Annotated in this window: 11 protein-coding genes; all 11 read right to left on the bottom strand. The window is 34.8% G+C overall.

Annotation, left to right across the window (positions count from 1 at the left end; translation table 11 throughout):
• Nucleotides 1–3: 3 nt before the first annotated feature.
• The 11 genes from B0A66_RS04305 to B0A66_RS04255 all read right to left on the bottom strand — a co-directional run bounded on the left by B0A66_RS04305 (nucleotide 4) and on the right by B0A66_RS04255 (nucleotide 12647).
• A complete protein-coding gene (locus B0A66_RS04305) occupies nucleotides 4–942 on the bottom strand; it encodes an ADP-ribosylglycohydrolase family protein (protein WP_089048675.1) in 939 nt (312 codons plus the stop codon).
• Between the two features lie 4 nt (nucleotides 943–946).
• On the bottom strand, nucleotides 947–1678 hold the full coding sequence (locus B0A66_RS04300; protein ID WP_089048612.1) for a metallophosphoesterase family protein: 732 nt from the start codon (nucleotides 1676–1678) through the stop codon (nucleotides 947–949).
• Nucleotides 1679–1680: 2 nt separating this feature from the next.
• A complete protein-coding gene (locus B0A66_RS04295; protein WP_089048611.1) occupies nucleotides 1681–2223 on the bottom strand; it encodes an RNA 2'-phosphotransferase in 543 nt (180 codons plus the stop codon).
• 57 nt (nucleotides 2224–2280) lie between these two features.
• Nucleotides 2281–2796 (bottom strand): O-acetyl-ADP-ribose deacetylase, encoded by a 516-nt coding sequence (locus B0A66_RS04290; protein WP_089048610.1) that lies wholly within the window; start codon nucleotides 2794–2796, stop codon nucleotides 2281–2283.
• Complete coding sequence (locus B0A66_RS04285) at nucleotides 2793–3206, bottom strand: ADP-ribosylation/crystallin J1 (protein WP_089048609.1); 414 nt, start codon at nucleotides 3204–3206, stop codon at nucleotides 2793–2795. The genes B0A66_RS04290 and B0A66_RS04285 overlap by 4 nt, the downstream gene beginning before the upstream one ends.
• A gap of 7 nt (nucleotides 3207–3213) precedes the next feature.
• Nucleotides 3214–3741: an NADAR family protein gene (locus B0A66_RS04280; RefSeq protein ID WP_089048608.1), complete on the bottom strand. Its 528-nt coding sequence runs from the start codon at nucleotides 3739–3741 to the stop codon at nucleotides 3214–3216.
• A gap of 8 nt (nucleotides 3742–3749) precedes the next feature.
• A complete protein-coding gene (locus B0A66_RS04275) occupies nucleotides 3750–4832 on the bottom strand; it encodes an adenylosuccinate synthetase (RefSeq protein WP_089048607.1) in 1083 nt (360 codons plus the stop codon).
• A gap of 102 nt (nucleotides 4833–4934) precedes the next feature.
• The gene (locus tag B0A66_RS04270; protein ID WP_089048606.1) at nucleotides 4935–5807 is read right to left on the bottom strand and encodes a hypothetical protein; all 873 of its coding nucleotides are present in this window, start codon (nucleotides 5805–5807) and stop codon (nucleotides 4935–4937) included.
• Nucleotides 5808–5809: 2 nt separating this feature from the next.
• On the bottom strand, nucleotides 5810–6145 hold the full coding sequence (locus B0A66_RS04265; RefSeq protein WP_031455095.1) for a hypothetical protein: 336 nt from the start codon (nucleotides 6143–6145) through the stop codon (nucleotides 5810–5812).
• A 175-nt stretch (nucleotides 6146–6320) separates the two neighbouring features.
• Entirely contained in the window at nucleotides 6321–7148 is an 828-nt protein-coding gene (gene prs, locus B0A66_RS04260; RefSeq protein ID WP_089048605.1) for a ribose-phosphate diphosphokinase, read from the bottom strand.
• A gap of 84 nt (nucleotides 7149–7232) precedes the next feature.
• Nucleotides 7233–12647 (bottom strand): AAA domain-containing protein, encoded by a 5415-nt coding sequence (locus tag B0A66_RS04255; RefSeq protein ID WP_089048604.1) that lies wholly within the window; start codon nucleotides 12645–12647, stop codon nucleotides 7233–7235.
• Nucleotide 12648: the final 1 nt, after the last annotated feature.

The following is a 12648-nucleotide window of genomic DNA, read 5'->3' as shown; positions in this document are numbered from 1 at the left end:
TCCTTAATTTATATTTTTTGATAATCGTTCTGCTAAATCCTTTATATCGTTTGTTCTAACTAAATTGTCAATCCACTTTTGTGGGATGTTTTCTATTCCGTAATGAATTCCTGCCAATCCTCCTGCAATTGCTCCTGTTGTATCTGTATCTCCACCTAAATTAACGGCTTTTAAAACTGTTTCTACATAAGAATCCGAATTTAAAAAACACCAAAGACTAGCTTCTAAACTATGAAGTACATAACCTGAAGATTCAATTTGGTTTTCATCATACCTTGAAATATCATTTTTTAAAACACGCTTGAATAATTCAATTTCTGCAGGATTAAAACTTTTACTGTCCAGAAACTTAGAAACAATAATTTGCATTGCTTTATAAGCTTCGAATTTATCTTTATCTTTTAAGATTTCCAAACAATACACTACGTAAATAAAACAAGCAAATACAGATCTAAAATGTGCATGCGTTATAGACGAAACTTCTTTTACTTTTAAGTAAATGACCTCAATATCATTTTCTATTTGAAGATAAAAAACCAACGGCAAAATACGCATTAATGACCCATTGCCGTTATCTTCAGCAAAAAAATTTCCCGAGTTTCTAGCAGATTCTCCTTTTGCAACTCTTGCTAAAGAATGTCTTGTAGTTCCTCCAATATCAAATACTTTATGATGAGCTCCCCAATATCCTTCCTGCATCCATTTTACAAAAGTTATAGCCATATCTTCTACATCTAAACCTTTGCATAAACTTTCAGCAGTACAAAAAGCTAAGGAGCTATCGTCGCTAAATGTTCCTGGCGGCTGATGCCAGCACATGAAACCCATCATATCGACAACTGGATTTGCTTTTAAATATTCTCTTGATTTAAATTCAACAGGAACACCTAAAGCATCACCTATTCCGACACCAAATAAACCAGATACTATTTTGTTTTTCATTTTCTTACTTATTTCTTCCTTTTTCATTTTCATACAATGTCTGTACGACATCACTTTGCCAAAATACTTTTGTTTCTACATCAATACAGGAAAGCTTTCCATGGAAACCTGCTCCGGTATCAATATTCCAAACATTACAGCCTTGCATCGGAACATCGACATCGTAATGAAGTGTTGGCGTGTGCCCGATATAAATTTCATTAAAGAGCAATAATCTTTTAGGATAAGAAAGTGAATCTTTCTTGATTCGGTTATCCATTGTCAAAGCCATTTCCCACAATGTTCTGTCCCATGAAAAATTAGTTTGATAATGTTCTTTCGATGGGCCATGCATGGATGAAAAACCGGCATGAATATAGAGGTTGTTATTTTCATCAACAAAATAATCTTTCATTGCATTAAAGAAATCAAGATGCTTTTGTTTTGTTGTATTAGCAATGCTTTGATAACTTTCGATAGTTGATTTTCCGCCGTGTAAAAACCAAATTTCATTTACAACATCTTTCTCCAGCCATTCCTGACACCAAACATCATGATTTCCTTTTATAAAAATGCATTCATGTTTTTGAGATAATGCTATAAGAAAATCAATAACTTGTGCTGACTCGCTCCAACCGTCGACATAATCGCCTAAGAAAACCAACCTGTCATTTTCAGACAGCGTAACGCCTTCTAATAATTGAACCAGCGCTTTTAACCCTCCGTGAATATCTCCAAAAACTATTGTTCGTTTCATGATTAAAATTCAATGTATTTTGCCGGAACTTCATCTGTCAGCCAAACATTATTATCGGATAAATAAAATTTAAACCCATCCTTAAACATGGCACCACTTCTAATGGTTAATATTTGAGGAGCTCCTCTTCTACTTCCTACTTTTATCGCGGTTTCCTTGTCTTTACTCAAATGCACATGCTGACGACTCATTTTTTTCAAACCTTCATTTCTTATGCTTTCCATGAATTTACCAACTGTTCCGTGGTATAAAAAATCTAATGGTTCTGTTTCTGCTAAATTTAATTCTACCGAAATAGAATGTCCCTGACTTGCACGGATTTTAGTTTTATCGTCACTATAAGCGAAACGCTTTTTATCGTTATTTTCTACAACGTAATCTAAAAGTTCTGGATTTAACTTTTGCCCTTTTTTATTGCATTTTGCAATTAATTCTGCCACATCTGCCCAACCGTTTTCGTCTAATTTTAATCCGATTTTTTCAGGCGAATGTCGAAGCACCAGACTTAAAAACTTGCTGACGCTTTTTGCTATATTTTCATTCATTTTTTCTATTCTTTTTCATAATACACAATGTTCTAATTGTGCATGCTTTATATTTTATTATTCTATTTCTAGAATCTCTTTGTAGATTTGATAGTTTTCATCATCAAAACAGACAAATATTACTTTCTCTATTTCTGCAATTTTATCAAAATCTTTTACTGTTTTTATCGCAATTTGTGCCGCTTTATCTTTTGGAAAATGGTAAATTCCTGTACTGATATTTGGAAAAGCAATCGTTTTGATTCCGTTCTCAATAGCAAGGTTTAAACTATTCTCATAACAACGTGCTAATAATTTTGACTTTTCCTCTTTATCACCATTCCAAACTGGTCCTACGGTATGAATGACATACTTTGCCGGAAGATTTCCTGCTGTTGTAATTACTGCTTCACCAGTATTACACCCTCCTTGCCTGTTACGAATTTTGATACAATCTTCTAAAATTTCTTTTCCTCCTTTACGATGAATTGCTCCATCCACACCGCCGCCACCAAGCAAAGAAGTATTTGCAGCATTTACAATTGCATCAACCTTAATTTCGGTTATATCAGTTTTAAGAAGTTCTAGAATCATTTTCTAAATTCATTTAATTTAACTTTCAGGTCATCATTAGAACTTAATAATGAACGATCAGTAAAATATACTTTTACAATTTCAATTTGTCCAACGATATTAGAATTAAAATCAACCAGCTCTTCAGATGGAATCCAAAGTTCATTGTGATTTCTATCTCCTACATTTTGAACATCATATTTATCTAAAAAAGCAGTTTTAACTTCAAAAGCAGTTACAATTCCAATAAAACCCGAAAACTCATCAACAGTGTTCCATTCTAAAGCGATCTGTTCTGCATATTGCTGATTCGTTACAGGATAAAAAATAGGTTGCCAATCCAGTCTTGGAGGAAAGTTTGTATAATCTGATTCCGCAATCAGTTCCATTTCCTTCAATCCTACAGGTCGATATAATGTTGTTGTTTCCATAATTCAATTATTGTAATTCGTCCCTAACTTCCATTAAAGCAAATCCTAAAAGATTCAAACCTTTCCATTTCGCTACATTCAAAACGTCCTTATCATCACTCGCCATTCCGATTCCCCAGATTGGGTCTACAGGACTTGCTTCGACAATAACACGATCTTTGGTATTGAGGAGGAACGTTTGTAGTTCACGGTTTTGACTGAACTTATGATAATTTCCTTGTTTTACGATTTCGTATCGGTTTGCCAGCCATACTTTATCATCGTAGTTTTTTACTTCACGACCTAACTTTTTAGCTTCTGCCGGAGAATCTGCATCCAGTATTTTTTCTAAGGTTTCGTGATCCTGAAACAATTCGGCTTTTTTTGCCATCATCCAGTGTTCCGCCGTTTTGTAGGTTACTTTATCTACTTTGAACCCGCTCAGCCACCATTGACTGAAACAGGTTTTAGAAATTTTTCCGTCCTTATTGGGCTGATGTCCCCAGAAAAATAAAAATTTACTTTCCGGAGCTATGTTATCTATATTGTATTTCATTTTTTTCTTTATTGAAACAAAGAAGTAATCTGTTTGAAATCTTTTGAATCGGGTGAAAATGATCCGTAAATCTCATTGAACTCTGTTGTCAGTTTCTCAAAATCATAATCTTTCTCCAGCTGATCCATACAGGTTACAACCAAACTTCGTTTTGCTCCCGGGCTGTAAGCTGCATCTAGCTTTAAAGCATAATTCAGCAGTTTATAATCAAGATCACCAAAACGCAAATGTTTTTGATAGGTATTAAAAACACAGGTTTCTTCTTCGTCATTTTTTAATTTTAATTCTCTTTCATTACTCATCCAGCCGTGACCGTGACGAGTTGCATAACTTCTTGTTACGTAATAAACCTCAACATCTTCGATTTTTAGTTTAGTACAAATTTCGATAGCATTTTTTGAAGTTGTATTGGCATACGTTACATTAGGAAATACACCGTGATCCATATCCAGTAAAATACCCTGACTTCCTTCAAAAATTAAATGATCGTATTTTGCTAAAAAGCTGTAATCGCAAATATTCCATTTTGTTTTTTCGATCGTTTCAATGTAGTGACTTACTTCATGATCGACTTCAAGCGGATCTAAAAAACCATAGTAATAAGCGATTTTACTCAACTTTTCGATTAACATTTCTCGTGGTGCTATCAAGTCGATCGCAAATAATTTATACGGTCCTTCATTACGCTTCATGGTTGAGCCAACGCCTTTTCCGCAAGTTCCGTGATCGATATTTTTGGCATTGCTTCTGTTGTGCCAGACATCAAAAGGGGTTGTAATTTTTGCCAGCGGATGAATGTAAAGTTCTAAACTTCCGTTTTGCGCTTTTAACTCTTCGGCTTCATTGACTAAAAAAACGGGGTGAATAGTGCAATGTTCACTAAAATAAGACGGCAAACCGCGAAGTGCACCACTTGCAAAACTTGAGTGAACGTGTTTTCTGTCACCGATCATAACGGTATGCGCGGCTTGTTGTCCTCCTGAAAAGCGAATAACTATAGATTCAGGGTTTTGTTTTGCCAGAAAATCTGTTGTTATGCCTTTTCCCTCATCACCAAATCCTAAACCTATAACTATTTTCGCTGTTTTCATTTCTTAATTATATATCTTATCTCTTTGCTTTTTGCTTAAAAAAATCACGTTCTTATCATCTTCTTATCACGAAAAGTCGCAAAGTCGCAAAGTTTTAAAGTTTTAAAGCATTTCTATGTTGTCTAAATTATCTGTGGTTGCAGTTGAATCTGGTTTTGCTAAACCTGAAACAGACGTTTTGTGTTTGTCACAGATGATTTTTTTAATTACGTTTGGAATTTCTCTATGGTCTTCAATTGAAAGGCAGTTTTGTCCTAACAAAGCTTTCCATTCTTCATCTGCATCAATTGCCTGACCTGAATGCAGTACGCTTATGTGATATACATCGTATTTTTTTTGCGCTTCTGCCAGTAACTCAAGATGTGTATATGTCTGTTGTCCCTGTCCCATAATTTCTTTTATGGCCGAAGCTGGAAGTGTTTTTAGTCCTGGTTCGTCACCAACCGTAAACAACAATCCTTTTTGGCCTCTTTTATCAAAAGCATCTGTTTTGGTATGAAAGGCTGCAAAATACCAGGCTAATAAATAGCTTTCGCCCATGTTTCCACCACCACCGCCTTCGATGTATGTTCTAGTCAACCACATGTCTAGTTCTTCATCTCCAGATTCAAATTGTCCTACCTGAAGCGGATATCTGTCGCATTCATGATCGCCAATTCCTAAGAATAAAAGAGCCGGATCCGGAACGCCTCCCTGAATGATTCCACCCATTAGTTTAGGTAGACCTTCTTTGATTAGTTCATGTGGAATGTGTCCCATACTTCCTGTAACGTCAAGACCTAAAATAATTGGAACTGTATTTGGATGAACTTCTGAATCTCTTGCTTCTCTAAAAACCACACCATTTGGGTTCATAGATTCATGCGCCATTCGTAACGCATTTTGTGTAAATATCTCGCTAGCTGATTTACTAGCATAACCTACTTTTTTTGCTCTGCTTTCGCGTGCACCGAAATCGTATCTTGTACCTCCCATAACTAAAATGTTTTACCAAATAAATATTCGAATCTCTTTTTTGTTACTTCAAACTGAATGTTTAAATTTCTAATGGTCAACGAAAGTTCCATGTCTTTCTGAACAAAGGCTTCCGGTTGGAAATCAGCAAATGTCAAACTGTTTTTATCCAGCGGACTAATGTCGATTAATCCTTCTTGCTCTCTTTCGAGTCTCTTTATTTTTAATTCTATATCTTCAACTCTACGTCTGTAAATTAACTCTGAATCTTCACCAATTGTTTTGGCTCTGTCTTCTCTAATCTGATCATTGTTTCTTTTTAAAGACTCAATAAATCTTGGTTTTAAATCGTCGCTCATTGGGTTTGTTTTTTTGTTTCAAGTTTTTTTGTTTCAGGTTTCACGTTATCTGCAGCAACTTGAAACTTGGCATGTTAAAATTGAAATGGTTAATAGTTTTTTTTAGCTTTTCCTTGTTTTATGTTTAGGTTTCGCAGTATCTGCGGCAACTTGAAACCTGAAACTTGAAACCTATTTACAAAGTAATTTTAATAACTTCTACACTTTCTCCTTCGAAATCTTTTACAGAATTCGTCGTAAATATTTTGTCAAAACAATTCAAAACTTCAAATCCTTTATTGAAAATTCCGTGGCTTACGGCTAGGTATAATTTTCCGGCGTTTTTCTTTTTCAGTTCTTCTGCTAATCCAACGAAAGTTCCTCCGCCGTCGCAAATGTCATCGACAATTAAACAATCCATTCCGTTTAAATCGTCTTCGTACACTTTAAATCCAGACAATTTTCCGGTTTTTACATCACGGCTTTTGCTGCATTCTACCACCTCAACGCCTCCTAAAAACTCCGATACTTTGTAGATTTTCTTTAATGCACCACCATCCGGAGAAATCAATTTTACGTTTTGACCAATTACTTTTAACACTTCCTGAATAAAAGTATGATTTGGAATAACCTCGCAATTGTTTACTAATGCAGGAGTAACTTCTGAATGCGCATCAAAAACAAAAACTTTATTTAACTGAAGTCCGTTTATAATATCTGCATATACTTTTACTGATAATGATTCTCCTTTTATCATAACACGATCTTGTCGTGCTGCCGGGAAATACGGAATAAAAAGATCAATAACTTTTACATCCATTCTGCGCAAAGCATCTACTGTGATACACAATAAACCCAAATCGTTGAATGAATTTAATCGGTGTGTGATGGTTATCTTTTGAGTTGTATCAAAATTTGGATCGATTTTAATATGTGGTTCTCCTCCGGAAAATGTAAAACTTTGAAATTTAATTTCTTCCTGGTTAAGAACTGGGGCGAATTTTGGGTCTAAATTTAGTATCATAGTTTTTTAGTTTGCGTTAATTATACGCAAATGTAGAATTTAATTTTTAATAAACAATTTATTTTGTGTAAAAATTACGCAAACTTATTCTTTTTCTTCTTTAAAGTATTCTTTGGAAACCTTTTGCGCTATCAATTTTCGCTTTTCTTTTAATGCTAAATCCTCGCTATCAAAGGCTTTAACCATTCTTTGCCCTTTGGTTCCCACTCTTCCGTACTGCACGATTATATTTTTACCGTCTAAACCAATTTCCCAATATTTATTACTTCCGTTTGCGGTATTGAAATAACGTTCAAACGCAACATTGCTATTCGCAGTTTCATTTTGAGTATTATGCAAAGCATCATTTTCAACTTCAATATTGATTTCCTGCATTTCTACTTCATCAAAAAAAGATTCGTTTTTCAGCGCAGCTCCAATCATTTTTAAAACTCTTGGTCTGTTTTCGATCCAGTCTTTCGAATAGATCTGACAAACGGTCCAGCCATTGGCTTTTAGAATTTCCGGTCGTAACAAATATTGTTCGAGGATATCATTATTAGCATAATGCAAATCGTCATCAATCATTATTCCTAAAATAAAGGCTTCATCATCTGCTGCTTTTTTAATTCCCAGATGGCATTTAAACTTACTTTGTCCAATATTTTTGGTTACGAAATAACCCATCTTTTCCATTTCTGCCTGAATCTGATCTGAAATCAGACTTGATGTTTCGATTTTGTGTTTGCTGTTGATCGAATTTAAAACATTGTTTGCGGCTTCTAATTGTCCTAAACTAATCAGTTCTGCATATTGCAGGTATTTTCTAAAGTAATTGGCACCTTCATTGTATTCATTCTTAATGTCAGTATACTTAATCGAACTAACGACGCACATGCTTCTCTTCGCTCTTGAGAAAATTACATTCAGTCGTTTTTCTCCGCCACGTTTGTTAATTGGACCAAAGTTCATCAGCATTTTTCCGCTTGAATTATATCCGTAGCAGGTACTCATGATGATAATGTCTCGTTCGTCTCCTTGTACGTTTTCAAGATTTTTGACAAAAAGTCCAACAAACTGATTGTTTTCGATACGTTTGTATTCTTCTTCAATCAGGTTTTCAAAAACTTTATCTTCAACACAAAGATTTTCTATTGCCGTTTCGATTTCGTTTTGCTGTTCCATTGAGAAAGCGACAATTCCGATACTTTGTTCTTTGTTTTGTACCAAAAGTTCCCGCACCATATTGGCAATATAGGCTGCTTCTTTTAGGTTAGAACGTGCGTTGTACACTCCTTTTTGAATATAATGATACGAGATCGGTTTAGAGAACAAAGATTCCAGATTGTTCTTTGCTTCTTTTACATCTTCCACAATTATAGGTTTACCTAATTTACTATGATCCTTTAAATCCGGAATGGTCAATAATTTACTATCGTAAAAGGAAGCGTTAGAAAAACCAATCAAAGCTTCATGCTTGCTTCGGTAATGCCATCCGAGCATAATCGAGGGAAACTTGCGCGCTCCTTGTTTCAGGAAACTGTCGGCATCTAATGAGAAATAATCATTGTCTTCTGCTGTGGCATCTGTCCATAAATCATCTTGGTTGACGGATGAACTTCCAAAGAAATTACTTGGCGGCATTTGCATTTCATCCCCGACGATTATCGTTTGCTTGGCTCTGTAAATTGGTACTAATCCTTCTTCGAGCGTTATCTGACTTGCTTCGTCAAAAATAACTACGTCAAAATAATTTTCATCAACAGGCAAGGTGTCCGAAACGCTTAGCGGACTCATTAACCAAACGGGTTTTATTTCGCGAATGATTTGTCCGGAATCTGAAGAAGCTAATTCGCGAATCGATTTAAATCGGATGCTTTTACTGAATTCATTTTCCAGTATTTTTCGTCCTTCTGTAATCGATCTTTTGCTTTCTTTCTGGTCTGGCGTCATTCCGGAAACGGACATTTCAGACATCAAAATCAGCTCTTTCAAATTACTGACTTGCTTGGCGATAATGTATTTTCCGTTTAAGGCTAATAAATCGGCATGCATTCTTTTAACTTTCTGAATTGAAGTATGCAGCAAATCCATGTTGAATTTTTTATGCGTGTAATTTATCGCATAATACTTTTCTAATGATCGTTCGGCTAAAGTAATTTTGAGATGCTCCAGCGGAAGCTTTTTCGTTTTTAATAATTGAATTACCGATGGATTTACGTCTTGTATTTCATCAAAAAAGGAAGCATACAGGTCAAAGTACATTTTCTTGGTATTTATCGCTGTAATTTGATTCTCGATATCTGTAAGACTTATATTCTCATAATTCTCGATGCTGTTACACAAAGAAGAATTTACTTTTAAGAACAGGTTTTTAATTTCGGCTACTTCTTTTCGTTCTGCTTCGTTTAAGTTTCGGGCAAAATTTAAAATCGTTGCATCTAATTCTTTTTTAAGCGTTTCGGTGTGGTACTTTAATTCAAATAAATCTCCGAGATTGTATTTACTTTCTAATTCACTTTTTAAGACATTAAACTTTTCTTCTTCTTCAAACTGAGCGCAGTAATTCTCTAAAATTACAGACAAGCTTGGTTTTATGGTATGTTTGTTAAGATCGTAAACGGCTAAAATTTCGTTTCTGATCTTTTTATAATCGGAGTTGATGAAATTAAAAAAACTGTTTTCGTTTTTTCTGATGACATCCAAAGCAGTTCTGGCATCGGTTTCTGATGGTGCGCTTTTCCAATGCGGATATTGTTTGGTTAATCTATCAATGTCTGTTCTTAGTTTCAGTAAGCTTTGAACGTCAGTTTCAAGTGATCGAAAAAGAGCGCTGTTTGATTCCAGTAATTCTGATTTATTGCTATCAAAATAAATAAACGTTGCCATTGCTTTACGCAGGAATTTCTGAATCTCGAAAAACGTATTTACTTCTGTTGGAATTGCTACAAAATCTAATCGTTCTGAAATATTTTCCAGTGTTTCCTGACTGCTTTCCAGATCTTTCTTTAAATCTGATATGTGCTGGTATTTACGAAAGGCATCTGTTTTTAGAAAACGAAACGGATGCACCGAGAAAAACTCCGATTGATTGGTTTCCTTATTGATTTCAAAAAGCTTTTCGAACAATTCGTGATGTGTATCCCAATCCTGCAAACCTGCATTATCGTCCAGCATATTTAAACTGTCTAACAAAGCCTTGTGTGTGCTGGATACTAAAACATCGAAAAGTGACTTGATGGTAAGTTCTGTATCGCCATCGATTCTGGCATTCATGAAATCATGAAAAACAGCTACTTTATTGATTTCAGCATCTATTTGATCTACAAGATTATCCCGTTTTTTGGCGATAGTCTGAAAATTATTTTTGGCGGCTGTAAAATCGGTAAAGGTTTGCTTTAAATCTAAAATAAACTCTTTTTTATCTGCCTGCGAATCGTGAATCAAACAACATAAGTCGTCTAAGCCTTGATTTTTAAGTCTGTAAAAAACCACATCTAAGGCTGCACGCTTTTCACAAACGAATAATACTTTTTTACCATTTGCAACATAGTTAGCAATCAAATTGGCAATAGTCTGTGACTTTCCGGTTCCCGGTGGTCCTTGTATGATGTAACTTTCTCCGGTTTCAGAATATTGTACCGCATTGTTTTGCGTAGGATCGCTCGCTACAACATTGAACGTTTTGGTAAAATTGTTCCCCGAATCTAATTCGGTTTTAAAATCTTTCTGCGCCAGCGAATTGAACAAGCTTTTAAAGACATTGCTCTCCACATCATTCTCGATTACCTGATTGTAATCACGAACCAATGACATTTTTTTGTAATTGAAATTACCTAAAATCAAGTTACAAGTGTCAAATTCCCAACGAAACGGATTTACATCGCCTTCGTCAAGCTGATAAAAGGCTCTTTCGATGGTTTTGTTTTCATTAAAAAACTGCGGACTTTGTTTGATATCGCTGTTAATCAAATATTCTAATGACGAAGCCTGCGTAAAAACATAATTGCGAAACAACTCTAAACCATACGGCTGAAAGTTTTCCTGCTGATAGGAATAATTCAGGTTTCGTTTGTCCTGAATGGCTTCTTTCTTTTTAGAACGTTTATTGAATTGTGTCAGGATTTGTTTTGCCTGCGAATGAATGAGTTTTATTTTCGGTTTACCAATATAATCTAAAACAATTCCGGAACTGTTTTTCTCAATTTGCACGCGCAACAATTCATAAATGGCTTCGATTTTGGTTTCGGATAGCTGAATGGTTTCCGGCAATCGAATATCATAAAGTTCTTTTAGCATGTTTGCCAAAACAGGATTGATCTCTACTTCTGAATCCAGAAATTCAAGTGAATAATCGTCTTTTACTCCTTTTTTCTTGGTCAGTGTAACGGATGCCAAAAGTAAAGGCGAAACTATTTTTTCTGAACTTTCTTCTTTTGTGTTAAACCAGTTCAAATTACACAAAACTAATTTCAGCTGGCTAAAACCGTATTCGTTGATATCTTTATTAGCTTCTAAACGAATTTTATCCAGAGTTGGCACGATATAAGTATTGTCGCCAAACTCTAAATATTTATTAAGTGAAATGGTACTTGTATTGCTTATTTTTTTTGAAATATCTTCATTCCAGTAAAACAAAGATTTAGGATCAATGTTTTCATAATTCAATGCCTGCGGAACAGATGAAATGGTAAGATTTAAAAATTTTAAATTGGGCTGGAAATATAAAAGTCGGTTTCGCTTGCTGTTGTCGAATAATCGGTTTCGAAGTTTTTCGTGAATGAACTGATTTTTATTTTGAATTTTTCCATCGATTAAACTAGACAGATCGTATTCGGTTTCCGGATTATAATCTCTGTAATTTTGGAGTTTTTCGATAATTTCATTTAAATCTTTCCAACGATTTTCCCTGTTTAATTCTGTCATTCCAAGAATAATATTTGAGATCGCAGGATTGATTTTACTGTTCAGAAAATACATTTTCTTTCTGTAGTCTACAAAACGCTTTACATCTTCACTTACCGTAAAATCAAATTGTAATGTGATACTTGCCAGAATCATTCCCAACACAAAAATATCGGTCAGTGGATCATGGTGATCGAACTCAAATTCGAAACTGCTATAATCTTTTACGTAAGATGGTATTGCGCTATCTTCATTATCATCTTCAGAGTAACTCTTATCTCCATAAGCTCTGGTTACGCCTTCTCCAATTTCAGTGGTACTAAATTGCTCGCCCGAAATTTCGAAAGCTTTACTTTTGCTTTTAAAAAAGGCGGCAATTGCTTTTCTATTGTCTTTTATTTCGAATGCATCATCTGTAATATGAAGATGCTGATCTTCAATATAAATTGACGAAATATCATCAAGCGATGCTACTTTTCCCTGATTATGGATAGCTGAAACAGTTTTTAACAGAGGCACTATTATCGCAATAATGTCATCGTTAGCAAAAGCTCCTTTTTGAAAATTGTCTGTGATAAATTGATAAAAAGCGGATTCCTTGATAGATTTAATCATC

Source organism: Flavobacterium hercynium (assembly GCF_002217285.1).
GTDB classification, from domain to species: Bacteria; Bacteroidota; Bacteroidia; order Flavobacteriales; family Flavobacteriaceae; genus Flavobacterium; species Flavobacterium hercynium.
This window is presented reverse-complemented; position numbering and strand designations above follow the sequence as displayed.

Bases quoted from the DNA above. Each gene is read 5' to 3' on its own strand.
- B0A66_RS04305 (WP_089048675.1), bottom strand. From the start codon at position 942: ATGAAAAACAAAATAGTATCTGGTTTATTTGGTGTCGGAATAGGTGAT.
- B0A66_RS04300 (WP_089048612.1), bottom strand. From the start codon at position 1,678: ATGAAACGAACAATAGTTTTTGGAGATATTCACGGAGGGTTAAAAGCG.
- B0A66_RS04295 (WP_089048611.1), bottom strand. From the start codon at position 2,223: ATGAATGAAAATATAGCAAAAAGCGTCAGCAAGTTTTTAAGTCTGGTG.
- B0A66_RS04290 (WP_089048610.1), bottom strand. From the start codon at position 2,796: ATGATTCTAGAACTTCTTAAAACTGATATAACCGAAATTAAGGTTGAT.
- B0A66_RS04285 (WP_089048609.1), bottom strand. From the start codon at position 3,206: ATGGAAACAACAACATTATATCGACCTGTAGGATTGAAGGAAATGGAA.
- B0A66_RS04280 (WP_089048608.1), bottom strand. From the start codon at position 3,741: ATGAAATACAATATAGATAACATAGCTCCGGAAAGTAAATTTTTATTT.
- B0A66_RS04275 (WP_089048607.1), bottom strand. From the start codon at position 4,832: ATGAAAACAGCGAAAATAGTTATAGGTTTAGGATTTGGTGATGAGGGA.
- B0A66_RS04270 (WP_089048606.1), bottom strand. From the start codon at position 5,807: ATGGGAGGTACAAGATACGATTTCGGTGCACGCGAAAGCAGAGCAAAA.
- B0A66_RS04265 (WP_031455095.1), bottom strand. From the start codon at position 6,145: ATGAGCGACGATTTAAAACCAAGATTTATTGAGTCTTTAAAAAGAAAC.
- prs (WP_089048605.1), bottom strand. From the start codon at position 7,148: ATGATACTAAATTTAGACCCAAAATTCGCCCCAGTTCTTAACCAGGAA.
- B0A66_RS04255 (WP_089048604.1), bottom strand. From the start codon at position 12,647: ATGATTAAATCTATCAAGGAATCCGCTTTTTATCAATTTATCACAGAC.